Source organism: Novosphingobium sp. RL4 (assembly GCF_035658495.1).
GTDB lineage: Bacteria > Pseudomonadota > Alphaproteobacteria > Sphingomonadales > Sphingomonadaceae > Novosphingobium.
The window spans coordinates 2,447,438-2,473,334 of sequence record NZ_CP141944.1; the positions used below are offsets into that span (position 1 = coordinate 2,447,438).

28 protein-coding genes are annotated in these 25,897 nt (G+C 61.6%); 13 read left to right on the forward strand and 15 right to left on the reverse strand.

The genetic code is table 11. The features are described 5' to 3' along the window. Position 1 precedes the first annotated feature (1 nt). Genes U9J33_RS11970 through U9J33_RS12010 form a run of 9 tightly spaced genes read left to right on the forward strand, consistent with a single transcriptional unit; the run spans position 2 to position 8,146 of the window. Complete coding sequence (locus tag U9J33_RS11970; RefSeq protein ID WP_324695532.1) at positions 2-553, forward strand: hypothetical protein; 552 nt, start codon at positions 2-4, stop codon at positions 551-553. Beyond that, positions 553-939 (forward strand): DUF6950 family protein, encoded by a 387-nt coding sequence (locus U9J33_RS11975; protein WP_324695534.1) that lies wholly within the window; start codon positions 553-555, stop codon positions 937-939. Before U9J33_RS11970 ends, U9J33_RS11975 begins: the two co-directional genes overlap by 1 nt. Next, positions 939-3,254, forward strand: coding sequence for a hypothetical protein (locus tag U9J33_RS11980; RefSeq protein WP_324695536.1), 2,316 nt, complete (start codon positions 939-941; stop codon positions 3,252-3,254). The genes U9J33_RS11975 and U9J33_RS11980 overlap by 1 nt, the downstream gene beginning before the upstream one ends. A gap of 30 nt (positions 3,255-3,284) precedes the next feature. Beyond that, positions 3,285-3,977, forward strand: a complete 693-nt coding sequence (locus U9J33_RS11985; protein ID WP_324695537.1) for a hypothetical protein — start codon at positions 3,285-3,287, stop codon at positions 3,975-3,977. Next, the gene (locus U9J33_RS11990; protein ID WP_324695540.1) at positions 3,977-5,932 is read left to right on the forward strand and encodes a sialidase family protein; all 1,956 of its coding nucleotides are present in this window, start codon (positions 3,977-3,979) and stop codon (positions 5,930-5,932) included. Before U9J33_RS11985 ends, U9J33_RS11990 begins: the two co-directional genes overlap by 1 nt. Continuing rightward, on the forward strand, positions 5,932-6,873 hold the full coding sequence (locus tag U9J33_RS11995; protein WP_324695542.1) for a hypothetical protein: 942 nt from the start codon (positions 5,932-5,934) through the stop codon (positions 6,871-6,873). Before U9J33_RS11990 ends, U9J33_RS11995 begins: the two co-directional genes overlap by 1 nt. A gap of 19 nt (positions 6,874-6,892) precedes the next feature. After that, on the forward strand, positions 6,893-7,252 hold the full coding sequence (locus U9J33_RS12000) for a hypothetical protein (protein WP_324695544.1): 360 nt from the start codon (positions 6,893-6,895) through the stop codon (positions 7,250-7,252). A gap of 1 nt (position 7,253) precedes the next feature. Next, positions 7,254-7,856 carry a lysozyme gene (locus U9J33_RS12005; RefSeq protein WP_324695546.1) on the forward strand — a complete coding sequence of 201 codons (603 nt, stop codon included), beginning with the start codon at positions 7,254-7,256 and terminating at the stop codon, positions 7,854-7,856. Further along, a complete protein-coding gene (locus U9J33_RS12010; protein ID WP_324695549.1) occupies positions 7,853-8,146 on the forward strand; it encodes a hypothetical protein in 294 nt (97 codons plus the stop codon). Before U9J33_RS12005 ends, U9J33_RS12010 begins: the two co-directional genes overlap by 4 nt. Before the next feature lie 222 nt (positions 8,147-8,368). Here U9J33_RS12010 and U9J33_RS12015 read toward each other — a convergent pair whose 3' ends face one another. Continuing rightward, on the reverse strand, positions 8,369-8,560 hold the full coding sequence (locus tag U9J33_RS12015) for a hypothetical protein (RefSeq protein WP_324695551.1): 192 nt from the start codon (positions 8,558-8,560) through the stop codon (positions 8,369-8,371). Positions 8,561-9,042: 482 nt separating this feature from the next. Here U9J33_RS12015 and U9J33_RS12020 point away from each other — a divergent pair, with 482 nt between their 5' ends. Continuing rightward, positions 9,043-10,116, forward strand: coding sequence for an acyltransferase (locus tag U9J33_RS12020; RefSeq protein WP_324695553.1), 1,074 nt, complete (start codon positions 9,043-9,045; stop codon positions 10,114-10,116). Positions 10,117-10,494: 378 nt separating this feature from the next. Here the strand turns inward: U9J33_RS12020 and U9J33_RS12025 are convergent, their stop codons facing one another. From U9J33_RS12025 to U9J33_RS12040, 4 genes are all read right to left on the reverse strand, one after another. After that, positions 10,495-10,836 carry a hypothetical protein gene (locus tag U9J33_RS12025; RefSeq protein WP_324695555.1) on the reverse strand — a complete coding sequence of 114 codons (342 nt, stop codon included), beginning with the start codon at positions 10,834-10,836 and terminating at the stop codon, positions 10,495-10,497. 25 nt (positions 10,837-10,861) lie between these two features. Next, positions 10,862-11,227: a hypothetical protein gene (locus U9J33_RS12030; protein ID WP_324695557.1), complete on the reverse strand. Its 366-nt coding sequence runs from the start codon at positions 11,225-11,227 to the stop codon at positions 10,862-10,864. 13 nt (positions 11,228-11,240) lie between these two features. Next, on the reverse strand, positions 11,241-11,492 hold the full coding sequence (locus U9J33_RS12035) for a hypothetical protein (RefSeq protein ID WP_324695559.1): 252 nt from the start codon (positions 11,490-11,492) through the stop codon (positions 11,241-11,243). 192 nt (positions 11,493-11,684) lie between these two features. Next, a complete protein-coding gene (locus U9J33_RS12040) occupies positions 11,685-11,948 on the reverse strand; it encodes a hypothetical protein (RefSeq protein ID WP_207906163.1) in 264 nt (87 codons plus the stop codon). Positions 11,949-12,121: 173 nt separating this feature from the next. On the opposite strand from U9J33_RS12040, the gene U9J33_RS12045 reads away from it, so the two are divergent. After that, positions 12,122-12,763 (forward strand): SOS response-associated peptidase, encoded by a 642-nt coding sequence (locus tag U9J33_RS12045; RefSeq protein ID WP_324695562.1) that lies wholly within the window; start codon positions 12,122-12,124, stop codon positions 12,761-12,763. A 372-nt stretch (positions 12,764-13,135) separates the two neighbouring features. Continuing rightward, the gene (locus U9J33_RS12050; protein ID WP_324695564.1) at positions 13,136-13,336 is read left to right on the forward strand and encodes a hypothetical protein; all 201 of its coding nucleotides are present in this window, start codon (positions 13,136-13,138) and stop codon (positions 13,334-13,336) included. A 35-nt stretch (positions 13,337-13,371) separates the two neighbouring features. On the opposite strand, the gene U9J33_RS12055 is transcribed toward U9J33_RS12050, so the two are convergent. The 3 genes from U9J33_RS12055 to U9J33_RS12065 are packed head-to-tail and all read right to left on the reverse strand — an operon-like array spanning position 13,372 to position 14,479. After that, entirely contained in the window at positions 13,372-13,800 is a 429-nt protein-coding gene (locus U9J33_RS12055) for a hypothetical protein (protein ID WP_324695566.1), read from the reverse strand. Beyond that, the gene (locus U9J33_RS12060) at positions 13,797-14,249 is read right to left on the reverse strand and encodes a hypothetical protein (RefSeq protein ID WP_324695568.1); all 453 of its coding nucleotides are present in this window, start codon (positions 14,247-14,249) and stop codon (positions 13,797-13,799) included. Before U9J33_RS12060 ends, U9J33_RS12055 begins: the two co-directional genes overlap by 4 nt. Beyond that, positions 14,246-14,479 carry a winged-helix domain-containing protein gene (locus U9J33_RS12065; RefSeq protein WP_324695570.1) on the reverse strand — a complete coding sequence of 78 codons (234 nt, stop codon included), beginning with the start codon at positions 14,477-14,479 and terminating at the stop codon, positions 14,246-14,248. Before U9J33_RS12065 ends, U9J33_RS12060 begins: the two co-directional genes overlap by 4 nt. 185 nt (positions 14,480-14,664) lie before the next feature. Between U9J33_RS12065 and U9J33_RS12070 the strand changes: the two genes are divergently transcribed. Then, positions 14,665-17,322 carry an ATPase gene (locus U9J33_RS12070; protein ID WP_324695572.1) on the forward strand — a complete coding sequence of 886 codons (2,658 nt, stop codon included), beginning with the start codon at positions 14,665-14,667 and terminating at the stop codon, positions 17,320-17,322. Positions 17,323-17,362: 40 nt separating this feature from the next. On the opposite strand, the gene U9J33_RS12075 is transcribed toward U9J33_RS12070, so the two are convergent. The 7 genes from U9J33_RS12075 to nuoL are packed head-to-tail and all read right to left on the reverse strand — an operon-like array spanning position 17,363 to position 25,894. Next, positions 17,363-17,653: a DUF1467 family protein gene (locus U9J33_RS12075; RefSeq protein WP_054437634.1), complete on the reverse strand. Its 291-nt coding sequence runs from the start codon at positions 17,651-17,653 to the stop codon at positions 17,363-17,365. Between the two features lie 10 nt (positions 17,654-17,663). Further along, entirely contained in the window at positions 17,664-19,289 is a 1,626-nt protein-coding gene (locus U9J33_RS12080; RefSeq protein ID WP_324695574.1) for a ribonuclease J, read from the reverse strand. Continuing rightward, entirely contained in the window at positions 19,286-20,065 is a 780-nt protein-coding gene (locus tag U9J33_RS12085) for a type III pantothenate kinase (protein ID WP_054437641.1), read from the reverse strand. Before U9J33_RS12085 ends, U9J33_RS12080 begins: the two co-directional genes overlap by 4 nt. A gap of 10 nt (positions 20,066-20,075) precedes the next feature. Further along, positions 20,076-20,792, reverse strand: coding sequence for a biotin--[acetyl-CoA-carboxylase] ligase (locus tag U9J33_RS12090; RefSeq protein ID WP_324695576.1), 717 nt, complete (start codon positions 20,790-20,792; stop codon positions 20,076-20,078). Then, on the reverse strand, positions 20,789-22,252 hold the full coding sequence (gene nuoN, locus U9J33_RS12095) for an NADH-quinone oxidoreductase subunit NuoN (protein ID WP_054437642.1): 1,464 nt from the start codon (positions 22,250-22,252) through the stop codon (positions 20,789-20,791). The genes U9J33_RS12090 and nuoN overlap by 4 nt, the downstream gene beginning before the upstream one ends. Continuing rightward, the gene (locus U9J33_RS12100; RefSeq protein ID WP_054437687.1) at positions 22,252-23,787 is read right to left on the reverse strand and encodes an NADH-quinone oxidoreductase subunit M; all 1,536 of its coding nucleotides are present in this window, start codon (positions 23,785-23,787) and stop codon (positions 22,252-22,254) included. The genes nuoN and U9J33_RS12100 overlap by 1 nt, the downstream gene beginning before the upstream one ends. Before the next feature lie 4 nt (positions 23,788-23,791). Beyond that, on the reverse strand, positions 23,792-25,894 hold the full coding sequence (nuoL, locus tag U9J33_RS12105) for an NADH-quinone oxidoreductase subunit L (protein ID WP_324695579.1): 2,103 nt from the start codon (positions 25,892-25,894) through the stop codon (positions 23,792-23,794). Between the last annotated feature and the right edge of the window lie 3 nt (positions 25,895-25,897).

Consider the following 25,897-nt stretch of genomic DNA (forward strand, 5'->3'; position numbering starts at 1 on the left):
GATGCAGCTTCGCGAGAGCTTCGCCCTGCGCATTGGAACGGATGACCCATTCCGCATGTGGAGCGGTCATGGCGACTTGGATATCCCGGCGGACATCGTTGAAGCCGAGCCAGCTCGCTACATCGGCGCTGGCGAACTCCTGAACGCGCCTGATTTCGACCAAGGTATCAACTACACCGCCGAGCGCATCGAGATCCAGCTTTCCGGCGCTTCCACGCCGATGATCCAGATGGCCCTCGAAGAAGCCGCCAGCGTCACGAACGCCCGCGTCCACTTCATCACGATGCGCTTCGATACAGACTGGCAACTGGTGGAGGTCGAATACGAGGCCGTCTTCCGCGCCGACAAGATCACGGTTTCAAGCCAAGACAGCGACGACGGCCGTACCCGCACGATCACGCTTTCGATCGGGACCGAGGACACGAATCGCAACCGCGCGCCGATGGCCTACTTCACCGATCAGGATCAGCGACGCCGGTCAGCCGACGATGCGATCTTCAGCAATGTCTCCGGGATCAACCAGGGCACGTCCCGCACCTTTGGGCCGCGATAATGCTGGGTGACTTCCTCCGCTCCGCGCAGCCCGCCTGGGATTACTGCAACCACGACTGCAGCCGGTGGCTTGATCGCTACCTGCGCATGTCCGGCCACCCCTCCCCCATGGACGTGACGGGCATCGACTACGCCAGCGAGCGAGAAGCTAAGGTGGTCATTGGCCGCGGCGGCGGTCTTCTGGCACTCTGGACGGCCGGGCTGCAAGCGATCGGGCTACCGGAGGTCGAAACGGCAGCACTCGGCGATGTCGCGATTCTGTCCATTCCCACCGACGACGGCGAGGACCAGACGTGCGGCATCTGGACGGGCAAGCGCTGGGCCTCTGTCCACCGCTCCGGGACCGCCTTCGGGCTCGGTGAACCCCTCAAGGTATGGAGGGTCTGATGGGTGCCGTAGCCCGCGCGATTGTCTCACCGCTCAGCATTATTGACCGCGATCTCGGCCGCATGGTGCTGCAGGTCGTTGCCGTGGTCGCCAACTTCATTCCAGGCGGACAGCCCATCGCTGCTGCCGCAGCCCTGGCCCTTGCCACCCTTTTTAAACCCAAGGGCCCGAAGCCGGAGCAGCAAGAGAGGGCCATCAAAACTGCGCTACCCGCGCGCGTGTCTGCCTACGGCACCGTGCGGCTCTATGGCGCGTACATCCTCTATGATACCAATGAGGACGGCTTTGCCTGCGACGCCTGGGCATTCCATGACGGGAGAGTCAACGCAATCCTGCGGCGCTACCTCCGCGATGTGCGCGTCACGATCGATGGCAGCGGTTTCGTCCAGAAGAAGAACGGCGAGTTCGGCGACGGCGACACCATCAGGATCGGGACCCGTCTCGGCTTGGCTACTGAGACGGCTTTTTCCGAGCTGATCTCTCGCATCCCCGGCGTATGGTCGGCGAACCACCGCGGCGACGGCGTGGTCACCGGCTGCATGATCTCCAAGCCCGTGAAGTCGAAGAACTTCAATGACGTCTACCCGTCTGGTGGGCCGGATTCCAACGTGCTTTCGCTTGTAGTCGAGGCCCAGCGGGTTTTCGATTGGCGCGATCCGGCGCAAGACGCAGACGATCCCGGCACATGGAAGTTCAGCGACAACGCAGCCCTTTGTACCGCCCACTACTACATGAATCGGGCCTATAAAGATTGGGCGACCCACTTCCTGCCGACGCTCGAATCTTGGACCGCTGCGGCCAATGATTGCGACGTCGCCATGCCGCTGTTCTATGGCTCCTCGATCACGATGGCCGATGCCGACGATGGCGATCACACGGTAACTCTTGAGAACGTCCGCGGGCTGACCGTCGGCAAGGCGGTCACCATTTCCTCCTCGGAAACGAACACCGTCCAGTCTATTTCTGGCAATGCCGTGACCTTCGTCAATGGGTTCGTCGACGACTATCCGGAGGGCACATACATGCAGTGGGAGGGCGGCGGCACTGAGCCCCGCTATCGGGTCGCCCTCGCCCACAAGCACACCGATGCCCACAAGGTGACGATCGGCAACCTGCTTGCCTGCTGGGATGGATTTGTTGCACCTCGCGCGGACGGCGCGCTTGTTGCTTGGTCCGGCCGATACGTCGATCCCGACCCTGACGACCTGATCGGCTCCGATGAGATCGTATCCTACTCATGGGATTACGGCGTCGTCGATGAAGACCAGTTCAACGAGGTCGCGATCTCTTACCTATCAGCCAACCATGACTACACAACCGTCGACGCTTCCGCCTGGCAGGACCTCGACGCAATCAGCGTGTCCGGAGAAACCAAGAGCACGACGCTGGAGAACTCCGTCCCCAGCCACGCTCAGGCGCGCCGGCTCGCAAAGCGACTGACAGCGAAGACCATGGCCGCCAATCGCGGATCGGTCACTACAAACGCGCGCGGCCGAAAGATCAGAGGAAAGCGCTTCATTCCGCTGCACATCGAGGAGGCTGGCGCGGTCTTCTTCTCGGGCACGGCGGAAATTGTCCGCCTGCGCCGAAACCTTCAAACCGGCGGCGTAACCTTCGACTGGATCAAGGCCGATCCGAATGTGGACGCATGGAACCCTGCCACTGAAGAAGGCGAGCCCGCGCCCGTGGGCAACCGTGTGGCCCCTCAGGCCCTCGGAACGCCCACCATCACTTCGGCTACCGCAGAACTCGACGCATCGGGTACCGGCGCCCGCGTGCGGATCATCGTTGAAGGCTACGAGCGCGACGACATAACCTGGTATGCCAGATGGCGCTCCACTACCGATGCCTCGTGGAATGAGCAGGAATACACCGATATCGACGCAGGCCCTGCTGCCCTGCTGGTCACCAGCGTTGTGCCGGTAGAGATCGCAGTAGACGTCGCGGTAGCCTACTCCGTCGGTGACGGGCGCGTATCGCCATGGTCGGCATCGTCGACTATCAGCACCAGCACGGCGAATCTAGCGCCGGAGCCCAACACAGCCTTCACCGCCGCTGGAGACATCGGCCACGCGGCTGGCGGTTGGTCGAACAGCACTTCATCGAACTTCGGCCACTCTGAACTCTGGATCGGCACGACAACCAGCTTTGGCAGCGCATCGCAGGTTGGCTCCGACTTTACCGGTGGCCCGGGTGTGAGCGAGGCGTTCGACGAGTTGCTCACCACTGGCACATATTACGTCTGGTCGATCGCGTTCAATACCAGCGACACGGCGTCGGCACGCACCGGCCCGATCGAGGTGACTGTGACCTGACGACGGTAATGCGCGCGTGCTTGGCGCCCCATGCTGACGCGCATGAAGGTCTTCCCCACCTGTTTGTTCGCGCCCAATGGCACCGAGGCTTACATTGAGCGTCGGACAATCAGCGGCGGGACCGCGCTTAGCGGCGATGAAACGCTGATTGGTACGGACGGCGGCGGCCGGGTCGCCGCGGAGTTCGAAGATTTCGATCTGGACGATCCCGAGATCGCCAGAGCTTGGGACGCGATCGACGCGTACATGGACGGCGGCCTTCGGGCGATGATCGTGCCGCTGTGCGACGCAGTTCATCAGCCTGCTTTCAACTATGCAGGCACTCCGCACAGCGACGGCACACCATTCTCCGATGAGACGCTTTACCAGACACCCGGCACTGCGGTGACACTAGCGGCAGACGCAGCTCTGCGGGCGACGCTGATCCAAATCGATATCGCCGCCCTGAATGGCAATCCACTGGGCTGGTTCAGCATCGATCACGATGCATGGCGCCACCGCTGTTACAAGGTCGCCGAAATCCTAGAGCAGACCCAGACAACGGCAACGATTTCCATCCGCCCTCCTCTACGCGAGGCCGCTGCCGCCGGTGCCACCCTGGATTTCGCGTCCCCACGCTGCGTCATGCGTATCGAGGGCGACATGCGAGCCCCACGGACCATGGGTTTCGCCGAAGGACAGCCAATCCGCTTCGTCGAAGATATGACCGGGAGCTATGCCTGATGGGCGATATCACCGAACGCTGGAACTCGGCATGGCGCGACTTTGCGACGGACGGTATCCCTGCCACTGGCGAAAACGATCCGAACAAAGCGGAAATCCGCCCGATCGGTTACCTGATCGAACGCGCGATCAATGCCGCACAGGCCGGGCTTACGACTGTTTCAAACATCGCCGCGCGCGATGCCTTCTTTGCCGTGCCAGCGAACCAGGCGAAGCTGGTCTACGTCAACAACAACAATGGATCCGCCACCGATCCGGCGAACGGCGTTTACGAGTACGCTGGAGGCTCGGCTCGCTTGGCTGCGAGCTTTTACGCCGGCGTCGCCAGTGTGGTTCAGCCCCTTGTCGATGAGGCTGAGGGATACGCGGCCAGCGCAGCGATATCTGCCGCTTCAGCGACGGAAGCAGCCACTGAAGTCGAGGCGACGCTCGATGAGCTGGGGAGGCCAACGCTTGGCCTGCTGCCCAAGTGGTACAGCAATTTTTCTCCCTCGACCCAGGTGACCTTGGATCCTCGCGGATACCTCGTCGCTCAGAACAACGGTGGCGCGGTGATAGACGGCTTAGGGCTGAATTACAGTGAATCCATTCGAGATCTGGAGATGCGAACTCCAAGGACCTACCCGTACATAACGGGAACCGGAGTGCCTTCCGGCGCTGTATTAGACGCGCGTGGATATGTTTCCTCTACCTTTGGCGGGAGCAGTGATGGGAAAGGCGCGGTTGCGCTTGCAGCCGAAAAGGAGCGGCTATCCCGGATAGCCCCCTCTTTTGCTGTAACCCCATTGTTCGTCAGTACGCTGGAGATCGGAGCCGCCAGGGCAGGCGTGTCTCGGTACTTCCGAATTCCCGCAGGCGTGAACGTGCGCGGCGACGATCATGCATTCGCAGAAGCGCGGCGCAACAGCGCCAGTGACACGGGATACATCAGTCTTGCGTGGGCCAAGCGGACTGGCGGCGTGTGGGGGGCGACCACCTTGCTCGCCGACGAGGCCGGTATGGACTATCATAATCCTTGCCCGATCTACGACCAGATCACAGGGGACCTTCACTTGCTGTGGGGGGCGGTGACTGGCGGGGTCACCGAGGCAGAAGAGGCTGGCGACCCGGCCAAGGCTGGCCGGATGATGCATGTCGTCTATCGCGATGGCGCCTGGCGGAAACCTTCCAACAACGCAGTGCTGACCTTGCCGTTCAAGGCATCAGATTGCGATGAGGTCTTGCAGGGTCGCAAGGCTGCCTGGAACCTTTTCTACTCCGGCCCTGGAACAGGCATTTGCATGTCGGACGGCTTCCTGATTGCGCCCGGTTGGGTGCGCGGCGCGGATGGCCTGTCATACAGTATCGCGCTTCGGTACGACCGAATGTCCCGCTCCTGGAGCGCAGGTGGCGCTGTCCCTTACCCATCGGGTGTCGTGAACCTCAATGAGGCCACCGTGGCCGAAAATGACGATGGGAGCCTGCGGATCAACTGCCGAACCACGACGGGGGGCGGCCGGGTAATTGCCACGTCTTTCGATCAAGGGCGTAGCTGGATTGGCGGTTACCGAGATACGACCTATCCCACTCCAGCGGTGTTCGAAAGCCTGTTGCGCTTGTCGTTGCCGGGCGATGGAAAGGCGGGCCGAGGGCTCTACTACAACGTTGCCGATCCGAATGATCGACAGAACGCGACGATCCGTTTTTCGCTGGATGGCTTCAAGTCATATGCCGCTTCGCGGCTGATCTATCCGACGCTGACCGAAGACGTGACCACCGATTTCGAAGGCGTTCCGTTGGCTGCACCGGTCTCACTCACTCACCGTACCGACTACGGGGTCATGTGGAGCACAGGTCCCGGGAAGACTGGGCTTCTGATCGAAGCGCAGGTCGTCCGCAAAGATGGGACCGTGGGGCAATACTTCGTGTTGCTCTTTATCGAATTCAATGACGCTTGGGTTTTGGAGTACTCCTGATGATCGTTTATCCTTATCCGAACTTGCTCCCTGACGTTGACGCTAACGGCAACCCCAAGGTTCACTTTCTCAATGTTGGTTCCTATTCAGCGCCTGGTGTTGCGACACTGCGAGCGGCTATTGCTGCAGGCGTTAACTTCGATCGCGACGCCACACTGGAAATGCTGGATGACTATGGAGCTGCCTCGGCTGCGTTGAAGGCGGCATTGCTGACCTGGGTGCGTCCTGCTTTCGTCAACGCGGATGGATCCAACCTGATCTCGACGGCATATGGTGTAGATGGGGGAGGGGCGCTCTCATACGTCACGGAAAAGCCGCTTCAGCGATCGCTTGGCAGCGGTCGCAAGGTGTTCGATTTCTGGAATGGCGGGGACGCAAGCCTTGACCAGGCGAGCGTCCGGCGGGCTCAGACAGTAAGTGGTGCCGGCTTGACTATTGCCGTTTCCGGGCAGTCTCAGGGTGCAGTTGGCGCTCTGGAAGTGCCTCTTCAACAGCTGAGCAATACATCTACGGGGTATAGTGTTCTTGCGCTTCAGCGCTCGGATACAGGGATGATTACCCTGGTTGGCAAACGCGCCAATGCGGATGCGTCGATCACTCTATCGACGACCACCCCATGGCCAACGTCTGATGAGTCGATCGTCATCGGGACGATGAACCTGAACGCCAGTGGGACTGACGCGCTTACGCTCAATCTCTATCTGGCCGGGAAGACTGGCGCAGCGACGAAGCTGACGGGAACACAAAGCGGTGCGCTGACAGCCGGCTCTGTGGCGATCACTGGTCACTTCTCTGTCGGCAATGTCGCCGCTGCTGCCGTTGCTTCAAGGTGGAAAGGGACCGTCGCTGAAGCCTTGATGCTCACTGCCTCGCTCGATGGAACGAACGATGCGCTCCGCGCCGAAGCCGTAGCATTGATGCAGAAGCAGCTCGCACGCTGAGATAGGATTGACGCGGATCATGGCGAATATCCTCGAAGCATTTGGCGGTTGGGCCGCCGGTGGGTTCGGTGCCGGCGGCGGGTTCTTTGCCGTGAAATGGCTGCTGGAATTCATCGCCGGGCGGACGGACGCGCGGGAGGCTGCGCTGGACCAGGACACGCGCTTCGTGATCGAGAACCTGAAGGCCGAGGTCGCCCGCCTGTTCGACCGCGTGACCACGCTGGAAACCGAAGTGGCGGAATGCCGGCAGGCGCACGCGAGCGCCGAAGCGAAAGTGATCCAGTTGCTCGCCCAGCGGCAGGGCCTCGGCGAAGCGCGCGAACATGCACAACTGATCGTCTCGGCCGAGCGGGTCGCGGCGCGGCAACAGGGGAACTGAGATGGACGTTCGTAAGCCGATCTTCGATGCCGTGCGCGGTGCGGCGCCGAAAGGACTTTTCAATGATGCCAGCAATGTGCTGGCGCTGGACAACCTGCTGGATGCGTTCGGCGTGGCGCGGCCGGTTGCGACCGGGCTTCGCACCAGCGCGGCCGGCATCGCCCTGATGCACAAGTGGGAGGGCTGCGCGCGCAAGCGCGGCGATGGCCAGTTCGAGGCCTATCCCGATCCCGGAAGCAAGGATGGCGAGCCCTGGACGATCGGGTGGGGTTCCACCGGCAGCGATATCGGCCCGGGCACGGTCTGGTCTCAGGCGCAGTGCGATGCGCGGTTCGTGAACGACCTGGTGCGATACGAAAAGGAAGTGCGCGCGGCGATCGGCAGTTCTCCCACCACGCAGGCGCAGTTCGATGCGCTGGTTTCGTTCCACTACAATACCGGCGCGATCGGCAAGGCCACGCTGACGAAGCGCCACATTGCCGGCGACTATGCCGGGGCGGCGGTCGAGTTCGGCAAGTGGATCTACAACGACGGTGCGGTGATGGAGGGGCTGAAGCGTCGCCGCGCGGATGAGGCGGCGCTTTATGCCGGGGGTGCGGCGTGAGCTGGACCAATGCCCTTCGCGGTGCCGGCGGCCAGATCGAGCTGAACCGCGTGGTCGGCTTCATCGGGGGCATGGCCTACATTGCCGGCGCCCATGTGTTCATCGCCTGGGACATGCTGGCCCACCAGCGCGAATTCGACCTTGCCGGATACTGCACGCTGTTCCCGGCCGGGCTGGCGATCGTCGCCGGCGGTACGGCGGTGGCGGTGGCGGTAAAGGATCGCAACGTTGCCACGGCGCGCTCGATCGACAAGGCATCCGGTGCCACGACGGCAGAGCAAGCGGTATGATTGCGCTCCTGACCCGCCTGGGCCTCACTGGGCGCGTTCATCGCGTCCTCTTAGTGTTCGCGCTTGGGGCAGCCTGTCTCGCGCTACTGTGGCTCTGGGCGCGATCTCATGACGAAAAGCAACAGGCGGCGGGTGCTTCCGCCCAGCGCGAGGGTGACCTGCGCGAAATCATCAATCGGGCGGAGCAAGGAAATGCGGCGCGTGTGGAAATCCAGGATGCCTTCAACCGCGGCGATGGCCGCAGCGCTGCTGTCTATGACCAGTGCCTGCGGACAGCTCGAACCCCCGCGAACTGCGAGCGATTTCTGCCTCGTGAGCAAGCGACTGACCGCTGAGCCTGCGCCGGCGGCCGGACAGGATGATACCGGGAACAGGTTCGATACGGAAGAAACCTTTGCCGAGATCGTCGGTCACAACCAAGTTTATGATCGGTTATGCGTAAATCGCCGAGCCAGATCTGCCGATAACGACGGGCTGCTTCGTGGAAAGCCATAGTCACCATAAAGCCGCGCTTGAAGATTTCGCGACTGAAATTGATGCTACTTCCGAGTATGATGCAATAACTTGGCGCTGATTTCCTAAGAGCGTCGTCGCTAGTACTGCCTATCGAGGAAACAGTCGGTACACTCGTTTTGCCAAGAGCATCGCGCATTCCCGTTTTGGCAAACGGTCTGGTTTCTTCGGACAAGGTCCGACCAGATTTTGCGGATTAAAAGCAGGAGGGGCATTCCTGATCATTACGCTAGAATGGCAGATCCCACAACGCCCTAAGCGTGGTAGACGGCCGCTACTTCGTTGCGCGCAATATGTCGGAGGGCGGACGCAAGGGGTTGCGTCTTTGGTAGGTATCTATGCATATCCCCGCGATGACGTTGTGGGATTGCTAGCGAGATCGCATGAAAAAATACTACAATCTGATAGACCTTCTGCGATTTGTCGCGGCGACCTTGGTGCTGGTTCATCACGTCGCTTCCAAAGCTTGGCATCACCCCGGCAGCTTCCCTGGCCTTATAACCCATTTGCCTGAGCCGGTGCCATTTTTTTCCAATTTCGGTCAGCCTGGCTGGGTTGGAGTTGAAATATTTTTTGTTATCTCCGGCATCGTGATTGCTAATTCGGCCTTCGACCGCACTGCAACACAGTTTGTAATTGGTCGCGCCTCGCGCCTGTACCCTTCGGTTTGGGTTTGCGCGCCCTTGGCGTTGTTTCTGCTAGTCTTGACTGGAGCGCTTGAATCGGGGTGGCAGGCCGGTTTCCTGAAATCGATGGTTCTTCTGCCTAAAGGGCCCTGGATAGATCCAGTGTTCTGGACATTGGGGGTGGAAACTATATTCTATGTAGTAATAACTATGTGGACCTTGCAAAAGCGTGTTAGCATAGAGGTTGTAGCAGTACTTTTGACGGCATGGTCGGGCGTTTGGGTATTTCTGACGCTTTCAGGGGTGGAATTTAGTTCTTCAATAGAGCGCATCTCATTGCTACGTTTTGCTGCCTTTTTTGCTCTCGGAATTTTGATGTGGCTTTGGTCCGAGAAGCGTGCGACGAGATTGACATGGATGGCAGGGCCATTCGCCCTATGCCTATGTATAGCGGAATTGATTCTCAAAACTGAAGTTTACAAGAGTATAAATTACGATAGCGTCGCTCCAATTGCCATTTGGATCGCCTCTTTCTTCGTTATGATTTACTCCCTTGCCAATGCTGCGGCCATTCGTTCTGGCTGGATGACAAACCTTGGGAGACTGACATATCCTCTTTACCTTTGCCATACGACCGTCGCGGGCGCTGTAACTTACGGATTGATAATTCTGGGGTTCAGTGTTCTGTATGCCTTCCTGATAGGGTCAGCGACAGCAATTGCTTTGGCTTGGGCGATTGCAAAATTTTGGGAGCCAGTTGTCGCCTCCGCAATTAAACGGAGCCTTGGTCGTGCAACAGCGATGCTCGCGAGGGCGGAACGGGCAGCCTAGCTTTTCGGCCTCAGCCAATCTCTTTTCCAAATGCCCCGCTTTTCACGTCGGACCGCTCGCCTGCATTGCAAGCAATGGCTGTGATAGTGGGTGCCATCCCATTGAACTTGATCTTTGGCAACGGCGTGCCTGTTGAACAGGCAGCGAAGCGGCTGCGGCACTAACGTCATAATACGCCCCCCGGGCTTCTCATAAGGAGAAGCCCCATTAAAACGCGTTAACCCATGTATTCCAAATGAACGGGACCTGTTATCGCCAGCAGATTATCACTTTGAACGCACACAGATGCGGCGATTCCCCCAAGGGCCTGTCCTCCCCCGATAGGTCCCTTGGTACCAAAGGCCGTCCTGCAGCATGCAGGGCGGCCTTACTGCTCCATTAGCAGCGTGTGCGACTGACTACCCGCCGCCATTCATGATCGGGTGGCGTGGGCAGGCAGACATCGGGTTTCTGCGGCCGTTCTAGATCGAAGCGGATCGGCCGAACTCGCTTCTTTGCGGCGCTCGACTTTTCCCTGGATGCACATACCCTGCACCAGAAGCGAGCCTTGGCGGCCGAGAATTGGCCGTCCCATCGGTAACGCTCGAAATGATACCAGAGGCCCCACGGATCGAAGGAACAGCGGTGCCCGCATTTGCACACGGGAACCACCGCGTAGCAGAACAAGGCGGCTTCCTTGATCGATGACGGCTCATGGTATCCGTCCTTGTTGTAGCGCATGGCCGGTAACGCCTGGGCTCGCTGCTCAGTAGCTCAGCCAGTCGAGTTCAGTTTCCTCGACGGCCTCGAACATATCCCCATCGGCGCCGCAGTCCCTGAGCCGCTTTCGAACCGCTTCGGGATCGCCGTCGAGAGGGAACTGGCGATCAGCCCGGGCGGCCTTCACGAGGTTCGCCAGCAGGCCTGTGGCCTCGGTCTGGCGAAGGAGCCATCGGCCGAAGGCGCCGCGCTCGGCCGGTGGCAGCGTCCTGCCGCTTTCGCGCAGGCGGGTGTCGGGCGGGGCCGGCGTGAACGCGCGGTAATCGGCGCCGGCAAAATGCCCCTTGCTGCCCAGCAGGCGGGTGATTTCTCGGCGGAGATCTTCGGGCGTGCTCTTCTGGATATCCGTCATGACGGCGCCCGCCTCACTCGGCGGCTTCTGACAACAGATGCTGCCAGGGTTCGGGGCCGTTCAGATCGAGGCGTTTGATCGTCACCAGATCGCGAGTGATCTCAGCCTTCTCCCGCAACCGCTGGAGCACGGCGGGGAAGATGTCCACGAGCTGCACGTAATCGTCGATCGTCGCCCCTTCCCTGTCAGCCTGGGCATACCGGTGCCGGGCCAGCCTGAGCAGGTCCTCATCGGTCAGGGGGAGTGTCAATTGGTCGTTTGCCATGGGGTGGCCCTCTCACGAATCGAATGACTCGCTATAGCATGTTCTCTATATGTTCGCATCATGGTTAGACGCAGCACCCCCCAATGGAAGGACGACGAATTCGCCTTCCGTCGAAAATTCTGTCAACGCCGGAGCATAAACGTCAGAGAATACCGTCCTTCACGAACCTGAGCGGACGGCCTGCTTCTCAAGTTACTTTCCAGGCGAAGTGAAGCCCTCGATCAGCCAATTCACGATAATGTTCGCAATGACAAACACGATCAGCAAGCCTATTGGAATGGCAATCCCACCAAACAATAAGTCCAACCAGTCAGAAGTCGCACACTGGTCGAACGTCATTGGGGCTCCGGTTCGTAGCCAGCAGCCATCGGCGAAGTGGTAAGCGCAACGCAACCACCACCCGACAAGCACGAGAATTAAAATGCGCTTAGCGCCCTTGCGTACATTTACTGCCATGATGGCTTCATACCGCTAAAAATATTTATGAAAAGCAAACTTCTGCGCGCGGACGAATATGGGACAATGCGAACACTGCTCCGCGTTCATGGTGAGAACACTGCGTCACCTAGCGGTAACTCCCCCTCCAGTCGACGGTTGACGTTGGCGCCCACCAAGCGCAGCATCCGGGCGTGTGCAATCTTTACCGGCTGACGAAGCCCGCTGATGCGGTAGCTCGCCTGTTCCGCGCTAAGAGCGCCGGAGCGCCGAACTTCGCCGCCGAGGTCTATCCGAAATACACCGGGCTGGTGGTCGCCGAGGGCGAAGTGCGCGCCATGACGTGGGGCTTCCCCCGGCATGCCGTGAGCAAGAAGACCGGTAAGCCGCTGAAGCCCACCGCAACGAACAATGCGCGTGACGACAAGCTGCGCGGCAACCCGATGTGGCGGGATAGTTTCCGCGATCGTCGCTGCCTGATTCCCGTCACCGCCTGGGCGGAGGCTGAGGGCGCTACCGGGCAGATGACGCGCACCTGGTACTCCCTGCCCGATCAAGAGCTATTCGCCGTCGCCGGCATCTGGCGGCCGACCGACGAATGGGGCAACGCTTATTCCATGGTCATGGTCGATGGCTGCGATCAGATGGCCGACGTGCACGACCGCATGCCGACGATCCTCGCGGCGACGGACTGGGCAGCGTGGACCGATGGATCGCCAGACGAGGCCTTTGCGCTCTGCCGGACATGGACCGGGCCGTTGATTGTTGATCGGACGCTGGAGCGTTGGTTCATGCGCCAAGGAGAGGCGCCACCGGCTACGCCATCGCTCTTGTAAGTGGTGACGATCATTCTGGGCACCTCCGCGCAGAACTTGCTACGGGCAGATTGCAGGAACTGCGCAAAGGACCTTGACCTCGAGATCCAGAATACAAATATTTTGGGCGGCGGAATCACCGCCAATGTGAGGAGAGTTGGAAGAAAGGAGGCAACGTATGTCCCTCTCCAAATTTCATCATCCATTCGAGTTCATGGAACGCCCCCAGCTTGAGCCGGAAGTCAAACGCGCAATCTTGGCGTCGTGGGCTTCCGACGCCCGTGCAGTCGAAGATCGTCCCGATCTGAGGCGACCGCCTGGCGCGTCCGAACCAATCCGTCTCGTCGACATAATGTCTGCCATGCGCAGCCTTGATGCCCGGGAGGTCTGATCATGCAGGAAAGGCTGTTCACACTTCTGCGCCAAGAGCGCAAGCGCTTGGAGCAGGCGATAGTGAAAGCAGAAGCCGAAAAGGCGCATCCATCCGACGTGAAGCGTCTGAAGGTGCTACATCGGATCGTGAATGAGCAAATTCACAGATGGATGCGAGAACTTTACGGCGACGATCCGCAACAGCTGATGCGAGCCGCATAAGCTTGGGATGAGCCGGAGCCTGCGCCTCCGGCTCATCATTCCTCTCCCGTGTGTGGGGTGGATTGGCCGGTGCGGGCGCGGAGGGCGGCGACGCAGATCGACAAAGGCACTGTCGCCGCAAAGCCGTGAGCCTCACCCCATGCCACGTCGAACCCCTTTGCATCGCGGATCCAGACCCGCTTCGTGACGAAATCGATCGTTGGGAACAGGTCGATCGGGATCAGCGTCATCGCCGCGTCGAGGGAATGTGTGTACCAAGGGCAGCAATCCTTGTTACGAATGCCCAAGGTTTCGGCGTGGAATACGATATCGTCACCTTCGCCTGCGATGTACTCGGAGACAGTCGCGCCGGGGCAAAGCGTGGTTACGATCAGCGCATCCAACTCTCGATCCGGCCCCTCCGTCGCCTCGACACGCGCCGCCAGCCCAAGAAGCCTCTCTGATTGCTCGGGGTTATGGGTCATGCCGTGTTCCCCTTCCGATAGGCGGTGAGGACTGTGCCCACCGCATGATATGTATCTCCGCAGGCGGTCTCTGGATCGTCGGCGTTGACCCGCCACATGTTGTCGGCCGAACGCTGCTCGATGCATTCGAGAAGGCTGTGCGTCGTCTCCAGCGCCTTCGCCATGGCCTCGCAGTGGGCGCGGAGGCGGGTGATTTCGCCGCGTGCATCGTCGCGCTGCTTGGTGAGACAATCGACCTTGAGGTCGACGAAGCACGCGGGCGCGAATTCTTCGGCCTGATCCACGTGGATAGCCCGCACGCCCTCGTAGGCATCTGATTCGAGATACCGGCCGGCCTTATCCTTGAAGCCAGTGTATCCGTGGTTGTCCGGCGCGTAGTAGAGGCCGCGCTTCACCAGCAGGAAGCGCCGCTCGACAAGATCGCTCTGGGTGGTCTCAGGCATGGTCATGGTACAGGCTCCCAGAAAAGGCAGTTATCGGCGCCCAAGCGCGGGCTGATGCGGATCAGGCCATCACGCTCCATGACGCGCAGGCGACGACGCAGCTGCGCGAGCAGAAGGTGCTCGCCCTGGTGCTTGGTCAGCTTCTTCTCGATCCGTTGGAGAATGCGGAAGGTCATGCTGCCGGTGCCGATGGCCTCCAAGATCTCGTTTGTCGTGAGGTTGCGGATCCGGGTCATACCGCCGCCTCCGAAACATCGATCGCGAAGACGGCTGAGCGGGAAACGCGGTTTGAACCAGCATGCCTAACTGCTTGGCGCAATTCGCCGCAGTTTTCCGTTCGGTTCGCCACTTTCCCGCAGAAAACCGCCAAAGCCGATGAAAGGAGGGTTTATCGCAGCTTCGCGCGTGGTATCCTGCGGCCATGGCTGGGGAAAACAGGATCATCGCGTTCGGCGCGAACGGCAATGACGGCAATTCTGTCGAAGGCAATCCGGACCGGACCGAAGGGGCTCCCCCTTCCTCCGAGGCGCACGGCGAGATGACCGTCCCGGAAGAGGCCTGGCACGAAGCCTGGGTTGCCTCCGAAGGCGAGGCATCGCCGCCGCACAGGTTCGACTGGACCGTGCCGGCACTCGCCGGCGCAGCCGCGATCGGCTGGACAGCATTCTTCCTCTATGCCCAGTGGCCGGTCCTGCGTGCAGGGATCACCGCCGACGCGGTTCCGCCGCTGATGGTCCAGTTGACGGTTCCGCTGCTTCTCATTGCGGTAGGCTGGCTGCTGGCGCTGCGTCACAGCACCCGCGAAGGGCAGCGCTTCGGCGACGTGGCGCGCATGCTTTCCACCGAATCCGCGCAGCTTGAGACACGCCTCACCGCCGTGAACCGCGAACTTAGCCTCGCACGCGAATTCATAGCCGCCCAGTCCCGCGATCTCGAAGCGCTCGGCCGCATCGCCGCCGAACGGCTCTCCAGCAATGCCGAACGGCTCCAGGACCTGATCCGCGATAACGGCGCCCGTGTCGATTCGATCAGCGGCGTCAGCCAGGCCGCGCTCGACAACATGGAGAAGCTCCGCGGGCAATTGCCCGTCATCGCCAGTTCGGCCAAGGACGTCACGAACAATATCGGCAATGCCGGGCGCGCAGCACATGTGCAGCTCGAAGACATGATAAACGGCTTCAACCGCCTCAACGAATATGGATCTGCAAGCGAACGGCAGGTCGCAAACTTGCGAGAAGCGGTCGATGGTGCACTGGGCGAGATCGCCGCGCGCTGCGAGCAGGTCGGCGCCCTCGCCGATGAACGCTTTGCCGCACTTACCGAACGCGGCCAGACCTTCCGCCTCGATCTGGACCGTCACGAAGTCGAAGCCCTCGCCTCGATCCGCACTCGCGCTGCTGCCTTGGAAGACGAGATTTCCCAGTCCCGCGCACAGCTTGATCTGCATGAAGCGGAAAGCCTGACCTCTCTCCGTGCCCGCCTCGTCGCCCTGCGCGAGGAAAGCGATGTGGTTTCGCGAGCCCTGCGCGACGGCGAAGGACGCGCCGCAGCGGCCTGGCGCCAGGCTCTCGACGAATTGCATGAGGAACAGGGGGAAGTCGCGCGCGGCATCGCTCTTACCCAGGATGCCGCCGTTTCCGCCTTGCGCGGCTCCGTCGCCGCCATCGGCAATGATGCCCAGGCGCTTGACCGTGCGATTGCCGAGCGCCGCGAGCAGCTCGACAAAGACACCAGCGAGCGCCAGTTGCGCCAGGCCGAGCAGGAACGCCGCGCCATTACCCGCATCGAACACATGCTCGGCGAACTCGACAATGCCATGTCCGAAAGGCTCGAACGCCAACGCCTGCAGGCGGCCACTCTCGGCGAACGTGCTGCCGCCATCACCGGGGAACTGGGCACTTACGAGGCGCGCTTCGGCGCCATCGCCACCAGCAGCGAGGCTCTGGAAAACCGTCTGCGCGGTAGCCTGACTTCGCTTACCGAACGGCTGACTGCCGCCCGTGCCACGCTTCTCGCCACAGACGGCGATGCAGAGAAACTGACCGAGACTAGCGTGCGGCTGCTCGAACTGATCCAGGGCAGCGCCCGGTACGCCCATCATGACTTGCCCGAAGCTCTTGCAGTTTCGGAAGATCGGCTCAACCGGCTTCAGGCCGGCGTCGCCACCGTGCTCGAAGCGCTTCGCCAATCCGCGCAGAGCGGTGCGGAACTGGCCGGCGGCGTCGAACAATCGGGCGAAAACCTCAAGTCGCTTGCAGACGAACTCTCGGCGATGCACTCCGAGCTTTCAGAGCACGGCGTGGCCCACGGAAAGTTGCTGGACGTCCTTCGCACCACGATAGCCGATATCGACAGTGCGACACAGAACGCTGCCGGTAAGGCCAGCGGCGAGTTGAGCAATGCACTGGCCGCGCTGGACAAGACGATCCACGAAGTCGTTGCGAATATCGAAACCGACGCGGCTGCGCGAATTGCAAAAGTCGCTGACGAGCTCGGAGCCGAAAGCGCCAGCGCCATCGACAAGTCCATGCGGACCCGCGTAGCGGAAGTGACCGGCCAGCTCGATCAAGCCGTAGCGCATGCCTCCGGCGCCGCTCGTGAGGCCACGATCCAGCTTCGCGACCAACTCACCAAGGTCGACGAACTGGTCGGCAATCTCGAAAGCCGCGTCACCCATGCGCGCGAGCGTGCCGAGGAGCAGGTGGACAATGACTTCGCACGTCGTGTCGCGCTCATCACCGAATCGCTCAATTCCAATGCGATCGACATCGCCTCAGCCCTGTCCAGCGAAGTTTCCGATACGGCCTGGGCATCCTATCTTCGCGGTGATCGCGGGATCTTCACGCGCCGCGCGGTTTCCCTGCTCGACGCGGGCGAGGTCAAGTCGATCCAGCAGCTCTTCGAACGTGACGATGCCTTCCGCGAGCATGTGAGCCGCTACATTCACGATTTCGAGTCGATCCTGCGGCAGATACTGTCCACTCGCGACGGCAACGCACTGGGCGTTACCCTGCTCTCGTCCGACATGGGCAAGCTCTACGTAGCGCTGGCCCAGGGCATCGAGCGGCTGCGGAGCTGAAAGGTCAAGGCGGCTGGAGCTGGCTCAGCCGCCCATTTCCTTAGTAACCGAGGTCCTGAACCGGCGGCTTACCGAAGAAATTAAGATCACTGACAGTGATCCATTGCTGCGCATAATTGACGTAGTAGAGGCCGAACAGCACCATGGCGAGAACCGTGGCGCGCTTCGCGATCAAGCGAGGGCGGAAGTTCACGGGCGCACTGTCCGCATGACCCTTCTCAACCCGATATCCCTCGACTTCGTTCGGCGTGCGCAGGCCGAAAGGCATGACGAGGAAGGCGCTCAGGACCCAGAACAGGCCGTAGATCGCCACCATCGAAGTCCACTGCATCGCCATATCGTCAGTCCTCCAGCAGCATCACCTGCACTTGCGGCTTCTTGCCCGACCAGCGGGTAGCGGCACGCCGGGCGGCAAGGCGCGCAGCCTCGACACGCACTTCGCGATCGGATTTCTTGGCGCGGCCGAGTGCATCGGCAACGTCGCGCTGCGCTTCCTCGACGAACTTGGGATAGTCCTCGTCAAGCGGAAGGCCGATAGCCGCAACCTTCACATGCCCGCGCCGGTCCGCAGCCACCGAGACCACGCCGTTGGACGCGATCCGGCGGCGCATGATCATGGCATCGCCGTCAGCCGGGGCAATGATGTCGCCGTCGAGGATCAGCCGCCCAGCGCGCACTTCGCCGAACTTGCCCGGATTTCCGGGAGCAAGCCGAACCAGATCGCCGTTCTTCTGGAAGACCGCCTTGGGAATTCCGCTTTCAAGCCCAAGCCGGGCCTGTTCGCGCATGTGGCGGATTTCGCCGTGAACGGGCAGCAGGATTTCAGGACGTATCCAACCATAGAGCGCGACCAGCTCCGGCCGTCCGGGATGACCCGAAACGTGGATCATGCTCTGCCGGTCCGTGACGATCACGATGCCTGCGTCCGAAAGGCGGTTCTGGATACGACCGATGGAGATTTCATTGCCGGGAATCTGGCGGCTTGAGAACAGGACGACGTCGCCCTTCTCAAGCTTGATCGGATGATTGCCGTCGGAGATACGCGAGAGCGCCGCACGCGGCTCGCCCTGCCCGCCCGTGGCCACGATAAGCACTTCGCCGCGCGGAAGATCCATCGCGGTTTCCACGTCGATCAGTTCGGGCAGCTTCTTGAGATAGCCGCTGGCCTGACCGGTCTCGATTATGCGGTCCAGCGAGCGCCCGGCCACGCAAAGCTTGCGATTGGTCTTGCGCGCGACTTCGCCCAGCGTCTGCAAACGGGCCACGTTCGAGGCGAACGTAGTGACCAGGACACGCCTGCCGCGATGCATCTTCACTTCCTCCAGCAGCCCGCGATAGACATCGCCTTCGGAACCGGACGCCTGCGGATTGAACACGTTGGTAGAATCGCAGACAAGCGCGAGAACGCCGTCATCGCCAATCGCCGTGAGTTCGGCCTTGGTCGCAGGCGTGCCGACTTGCGGTTCATCGTCCAGCTTCCAGTCGCCCGTGTGGAAGATGCGGCCGAACGGCGTATCGATCAGCAGCGCGTTGCCTTCGGCGATCGAATGGGCCAGCGGAACGTAGCGGATACCGAAAGGACCGATCTGGAACGCGTCGAGGTGATCGATCACGATCAGTTCGACTTCGCCGAGGATACCTGCTTCTTCCAGCTTGGCAGCGACGAGGCGCGCGGTGAAAGGCGTCGCATAGATCGGAACATCGAGTTCCTGCGCGAAATAGGGAACCGCGCCGATATGATCCTCGTGCGCGTGCGTGAGAACGATGCCCAGAAGGTTCTCGCGCTCGCCTTCGATAAAGTCGAGATCGGCGAAGACGAGGTCCACCCCCGGGTATTCGTTCATCCCGAAGGTCATGCCCAGGTCGACCATCAGCCACTTGCCCTGGCAGCCGTAGAGATTGACGTTCATGCCAATCTCGCCCGACCCACCGAGCGCACAAAACAGCAGTTCGTTACCTGGAATCACTTCTTGGATGCCCTTTCGGCAAGAATTGCGAGGCCTTCGAGCGTCAGGTCGGGATCGACCGCGTCGAAAATACTGGAAGCCTCGTCGAACAATACGGCTAGCCCGCCGGTCGCTATGACCTTGGCGGGGCGCCCGATTTCGGCGCGCATGCGGGCGATCAGGCCCTCCATCATCGCCACGTAACCCCAGAACACGCCGATCAGCATCTGGTCCTCGGTATTACGGCCGATCACGCTCTTCGTCGCAGGCACCGCGATGGCGATACGCGGCAGCTTGGCCGTATTCCCCACCAGAGCATCAAGCGAGAGATTGATGCCCGGCGCGATGATGCCGCCCTTGTAGGCGCCGCGATAGTCTACCACGTCGAAAGTCGTCGCGGTGCCGAAATCGACGACGATGAGATCGCCGCCATGGCGTTCATGCGCGGCGATGGCATTGACCGCGCGGTCTGCGCCGAGCGACTTGGGCTGATCGACATCGATGTCGATCGCATAGTCCGCCTTGCCAACGCCTGCGACCAGCGGTTCGACATCGAAGTAATGCCGGCAGAGAATTTCGAGGTTGTGCAGCGCACGCGGAACCACGGTGGAAATGATGATGCTGTCGATCTCATCGGCGGCAACGCCGCGGATCGAGAGAAGCTGCATCAGCCAGACCGCATATTCATCACCCGTGCGGCGCGGATCGGTGGCGATGCGCCAGCGACCGCGCAAGGTGCGGCCCTCGAACAGCGCGAAGACGACATTGGTGTTGCCGGCATCGATGGCAAGCAGCATGGAATTTCCTTCAGGCGAGCGAGACGTCACCGGCGTGGGCGACACGTAGGGACCCGTCGGCAAGACGCAAGCGCAATGCTCCATCCGGGTCAAGCCCGGCAAAGGCGCCCGGGACCATCCCTTCCTCATCCATGGCCACCAACAGTGGAGTGCCCTGCGGATGGGCGTGGCGGGTCCATTCGGCCAGCGTGGATGCCAGTCCTTCGGATCGCCACCGCACCAGACGTGCGGCAAAGCAGGACGCCAGATCGCCCAGGACGGCCTGTGCATCGCCGCTATGGGCAGGGTTTTCCGAAAGGATCGAAGTGGTTGCCCGGTCCGGCAGCCGAGGCGCGCTTACCACGTTGACGCCGATGCCGGCGATCACATGATCGCCCGTGCGCTCCAACAGGATGCCGCAGATCTTGGCGCCGCCGACCAGTACGTCGTTCGGCCACTTCAACTGGCAATCCGTGCCCCCGCGAAGCCGCAGGGCCATGAGATCGCGCACGGCAAGCGCGGCGACGAAAGCCAGCGTGTGGACGGGAGGGTCATCGGCTCTCAGCGCGATAACGGTGCTGGCGTAGAGATTGCCCTCAGGCGAAGACCATTGGCGACCGCGGCGGCCGCGTCCGGCGCTCTGCCTGACCGCACGCAGCCAGAAACCTTCCGCAAGCCCCTCCCCGGCGCCGAGGCGCCGGGAAAGGTCCGCGTTGGTGGAAGCGGTCTCTTCGACGACCTCGATCAAAGGCCGGTGAACAGAGCGGCCGAAGCCGTTTCAGTCAGGTGGCCGAGCCACTTGGTGAGCAGGAAGCCGAGCGGCGAGATAAACACGCACGAACCCACGAGGATCAGCTTGTGCCAGATGTCGCTCTCTCCCTGCACCACGTCGGCAGGTTCGTCGAAGTAAACGACCTTGACGACCTTGAGGTAGTAGAAAGCGCCGATCACCGAGGCCGCGAAGCCGATGGCGGCAAGCGCAATCATGCCGCCGTCCACAGCCGCCTTGAACACCAGGAACTTGCCCCAGAACCCGAAGAGCGGCGGAATACCGGCAAGGCTGAACATGATCATCGCCAGCGCCAGGGACAGGCCCGGACGGCTGCGCGAAAGGCCGGCCATCTTGGCGATGTCCTCGACCGGGTTACCGTCGGCATCTTTGAGCATGAGGATCACGACGAAGCCGCCCACCGTCATCGCAACGTAGATTGCGAGGTAGAACAGCATGGCCGAAATGCCCTGCGGGGTTGCCACGGCAAGGCCGACGAGCATGAAGCCGACGTTGTTGATCGACGAATAGGCCATCAGTCGCTTGATGTTCGACTGGCCGATGGCGCCAAGGGCACCCACGACGATCGAGGCGAGCGCGGCGAAGACCACGATCTGCTGCCAGGCAGCCGCCTGGTCGCCAAAGGCTTCGACGGCAACGCGCATGGTCAGGCCGAGCGCTGCGACCTTGGGGGCCGTGGCGAAGAGCGCGGTAACCGGGGTCGGCGCGCCTTCATAGACGTCCGGCGTCCACATGTGGAACGGAACGGCACTGATCTTGAAGGCAAGGCCGGCGAAGACGAAGACGATGCCGAACAGCGCGCCGTTCGAGAGACCGTGCACCATCGAGGCACTGATACCGGCAAACGAGGTGGTTCCGGCGAAGCCATAGGTCAGGCTCATGCCGAAGAGCATGATACCCGAAGCCAGCGCGCCCAGCACGAAGTACTTGAGGCCGGCTTCGGCCGAACGACCGTCAGTGCGCAGGAACGCCGCGAGGACGTAAGCGGCCAGCGAGTTCATTTCGAGGCCGATGTAGAGCGTCAGCAGGTCGGTAGCCGAGACCATCATGCCCATGCCCAGCGAGGCGAGGAGCACGAGAACCGGATACTCCGCACGCATCGCCTTGAAGCGGTCGAAGTAGGCCGGGGCGATCACCAGCGACACGGCGGCCGAGAGGTAGATCAGGATCTTGGCATAGGACGCGAAGGCGTCGGCACGGAACTGGCCGAAGAAGGCCGAGGTTTCGGCACCCATGGCGCCGCCGCAAAGCGCGGGGGCGACCAGGATGCCGGCGGCGACGAGCGCCGCCACGGCGAGAACGGAGATCAGCCTGGCTGCCTTGTCACCGCCCCAGGCGGCAATGAGGAGCAAGACGAGGCTTGCGACGCTAAGCGTTTCTTCCGGCGCGATAAGGCGCAGCGACTGTGACCAGTCCATCAGTGTGCCCCCTCATGCGCGGCTGCTTCTTCATGTGCAGGCTTTTCCTTGCCCATGACCAACTTGGCGTCTCCTTCCGGCTTTGCGCGAGCGAGCCGGGCGTCGAGTGCGGCAATATCTGCGCGCATCGGAGCGATGAAGCTCTCGGGATAGACGCCCATCCACAGGACCGCGAGGCCGAGCGGGATCACCATCAGGTATTCACGCAGGTCGAGGTCGGCCATGGCGGCGGCATCGGCATTCTTCTGGTCGCCAAAGACGACACGGCGATAGAGGTAGAGCATGTAGGCGGCACCCAGGATGATGCCGGTGGTGCAGATCAGCGCCGTCCAGCTCGATGCCTGGTAGATACCGCCGAGGCTCAAGAATTCGCCGACGAAACCGCTGGTGCCCGGAAGGCCGATCGAGGCCATCGTGAAGAGCAGGAAGAACAGCGCATAACGCGGCATGTTGATGGCAAGACCGCCGTAGCGGCTGATCTCACGGGTGTGCAGGCGATCGTAGATGATGCCGACGCTGAGGAACAGCGCGCCCGAGACGAGACCGTGGCTCAGCATGACCAGCATCGAGCCTTCGAGGCCCTGCGGATTGAAGGCGAAGAGACCGATGGTCACGATCGCCATGTGCGCGACCGACGAATAGGCGATCAGCTTCTTCATGTCGTCCTGCACCAGCGCGATGAGCGAGGTGATGACGACAGCGGCCATCGACAGGCCCCAGACCAGCGGCGCGAAGTAGGCCGAAGCTTCCGGGAACATCGGCAGCGAGAAGCGGATGAAACCGTAGCCGCCCATCTTCAGCAGCACGCCTGCCAGGATCACCGAGCCCGCGGTCGGCGCCTGAACGTGCGCCGCCGGGAGCCAGGTGTGGACCGGCCACATCGGCATCTTCACCGCGAAGCTGGCGAAGAAGGCGAGCCACAGCCAGGTCTGGACCTGCGGATCGAAGTCATAGGTCATCAACGTGGGGATGAAGGTCGTGCCGGCGGTGTGGACCATCCACAGCATCGCCACGAGCATCAGCACCGAGCCGAGCAGCGTGTAGAGGAAGAACTTGTAGGAGGCGTAGATGCGATCCGCGCCACCCCAGATGCCGATGATCAGGTACATCGGAATGAGGCCGGCTTCGAAGAACATGTAGAACAGGAAGATATCCTGGGCCGTGAAGACGCCGATCATCAGCGTTTCGACGAGCAGGAACGCCGCCATGTATTCGCCCACGCGCTTCTCGATCGAGTTCCAGCTCGCGCCGATGCAGATCGGCATGAGGAAGACGGAAAGCTCGATCAGGAGCAGCGCGATACCGTCGATGCCGAGGGCGTAGGAGAAGCCCGAGAACAGCTCGTGCCGTTCCTGGAACTGCCACTGCGCACCGCCGACGTCGAAGTTCAGCCAGAGGACGACACCAAGGGCAAGGTTCGCAAGGGTGGCGAGAAGCGCCACCATGCGTGCCGATTTGGCATCAAGGTAGAGACATGCCAGCGCCGCCGCGAGCGGCACCAGCAACATCAGACTGAGGATCGGAAAACCACTCATCATCTTATCCCGCGATCACCCAGCTGATGGCGCCGACAAGGCCCAGCAGCATGACAAGAGCGTAGCTGTACAGATAGCCCGACTGGACCTTCTGCGCGTAAGTCGAACCCCTGGCGACGACCCAGGCCGCACCGTCGGGACCGAACTTGTCGATCACGCCGATATCCAGGATCTTCCAGAACACCTTGCCGAGCCAGAATGCGGGACGGACGAAGATGATGTTGTAGAGCTCGTCGAACATCCACTTGCGGTACACGAAGGTGTAGACCGGCCCGAGCTGTTCGGCGACTGCCTTGGGGAACGAGATGTTCTTGATGTAACCGTACCATGCGGTCAGCAGGCCCAGCGACATCACGGTGAACGGCGCCCACTTCACCCAGGTCGGCACGCCGTGCATGGCGTGGATCAGGTGTTCGTGGAAGACCAGCGCACCCTTCCAGAACTCACCCGTCCCTTCCGAGACGAAGGCATGCTGGAAGACGAAGCCGGCAAGTACCGCGCCCGTTGCCAGGATCAGCAGCGGCAACAGCATGACCGGCGGGCTCTCGTGCGGGTGATAGCCACCCGTACCGTCGCCATGCGCCGTGTAGTCCGGACCGCGCGAACCGAGTTCGGGAGCCGCGTGAGCATGTGCATCATCGGCATGGTCGTCATGTGCGTGATCGTCATGACCATGGTCGTCGTGACCGTGGCCGTGCGCATCATGCACCGCGTGCTGGATATGCTCCGACTGGATCCAGCGCGGCTTTCCGAAGAAGGTCAGGAAGACCAGGCGCCAGGAGTAGAAGCTGGTCATCAGCGCAGCGGCGATGCCCATCCAGAAGGCGAAACCGCCAACTGCCGTGCCCGAACCGAACGCCGCCTCAAGGATGGCGTCCTTCGAGTAGAACCCTGCGAAGCCGACGAAGCCCGCGATACCAACGCCGGTGATGGCCAGCGTACCCGCCGTCATCGTCCAGAAGGTGATCGGGATGTGCTTACGCAGAGCGCCGTAGAAGCGCATGTCCTGCTCATGGTGCATCGCATGGATCACCGAGCCCGCACCGAGGAACAGCAGTGCCTTGAAGAAGGCGTGCGTGAACAGGTGGAACATGGCCGCGCCATAGGCGCCGACGCCGGCGGCGAAGAACATGTAGCCGAGCTGCGAACAGGTCGAATAGGCGATGACGCGCTTGATGTCCCACTGCGTGCAGCCGACGGTGGCCGCGAAGAAGCAGGTGCAGGCGCCGACGAAAGCCATGACGTGCATCGCCGTTTCGCTGGTCTCGAACATCGGGGACAGGCGGCAGACCATGAAGACGCCCGCGGTGACCATGGTGGCCGCGTGGATCAGCGCCGACACCGGGGTCGGGCCTTCCATCGCGTCCGGAAGCCAGGTGTGCAGGCCGAGCTGCGCCGACTTGCCCATCGCGCCCACGAACAGCAGGAGGCAGATCACGGTCATCGTGTCGAAGCGATAGCCGAGGAACCCGATGGTCGAACCGGCCATGCCGGGCGCCGCGTGCAGGATCTCGGGGATCGAGACCGTGCCGAACACCAGGAAGGTGGCGAAGATGCCGAGCATGAAGCCAAGGTCACCCACGCGGTTGACCACGAAGGCCTTGATCGCGGCGGCACCGGCCGAAGGCTTGCGGAACCAGAAGCCGATCAGGAGATACGAGGCAAGACCCACGCCTTCCCAACCGAAGAACATCTGCACCAGGTTGTCAGCGGTCACCAGCATGAGCATGGCGAACGTGAAGAGCGACAGGTACGCGAAGAAGCGCGGCTGATCCGGCTCCTCGCTCATGTAGCCCCAGGAATAGAGGTGAACGAGCGCGGAAACGGAAGTCACGACGACGAGCATGACCGCAGTCAGCGAGTCCACGCGCAGCGACCAGTCGAAGGTCATCGCGCCCGACTGGACCCACTTGAGCACCGGGACAACGGCAGCTTCGGCGTTTCCGGTCAGGAAACCGATGAAGATCGGCCAGCTCAACGCACAGGCGACAAACAGCGCGCCGGTCGTCAGGACCTTTGCGGGGACGTGGCCGAGCTGCTTGTTGCCCAGCCCGGCGATGATCGCTGCCAGTAACGGCAGGAAGACGATGATCAGGATCGGGTGCAAGGC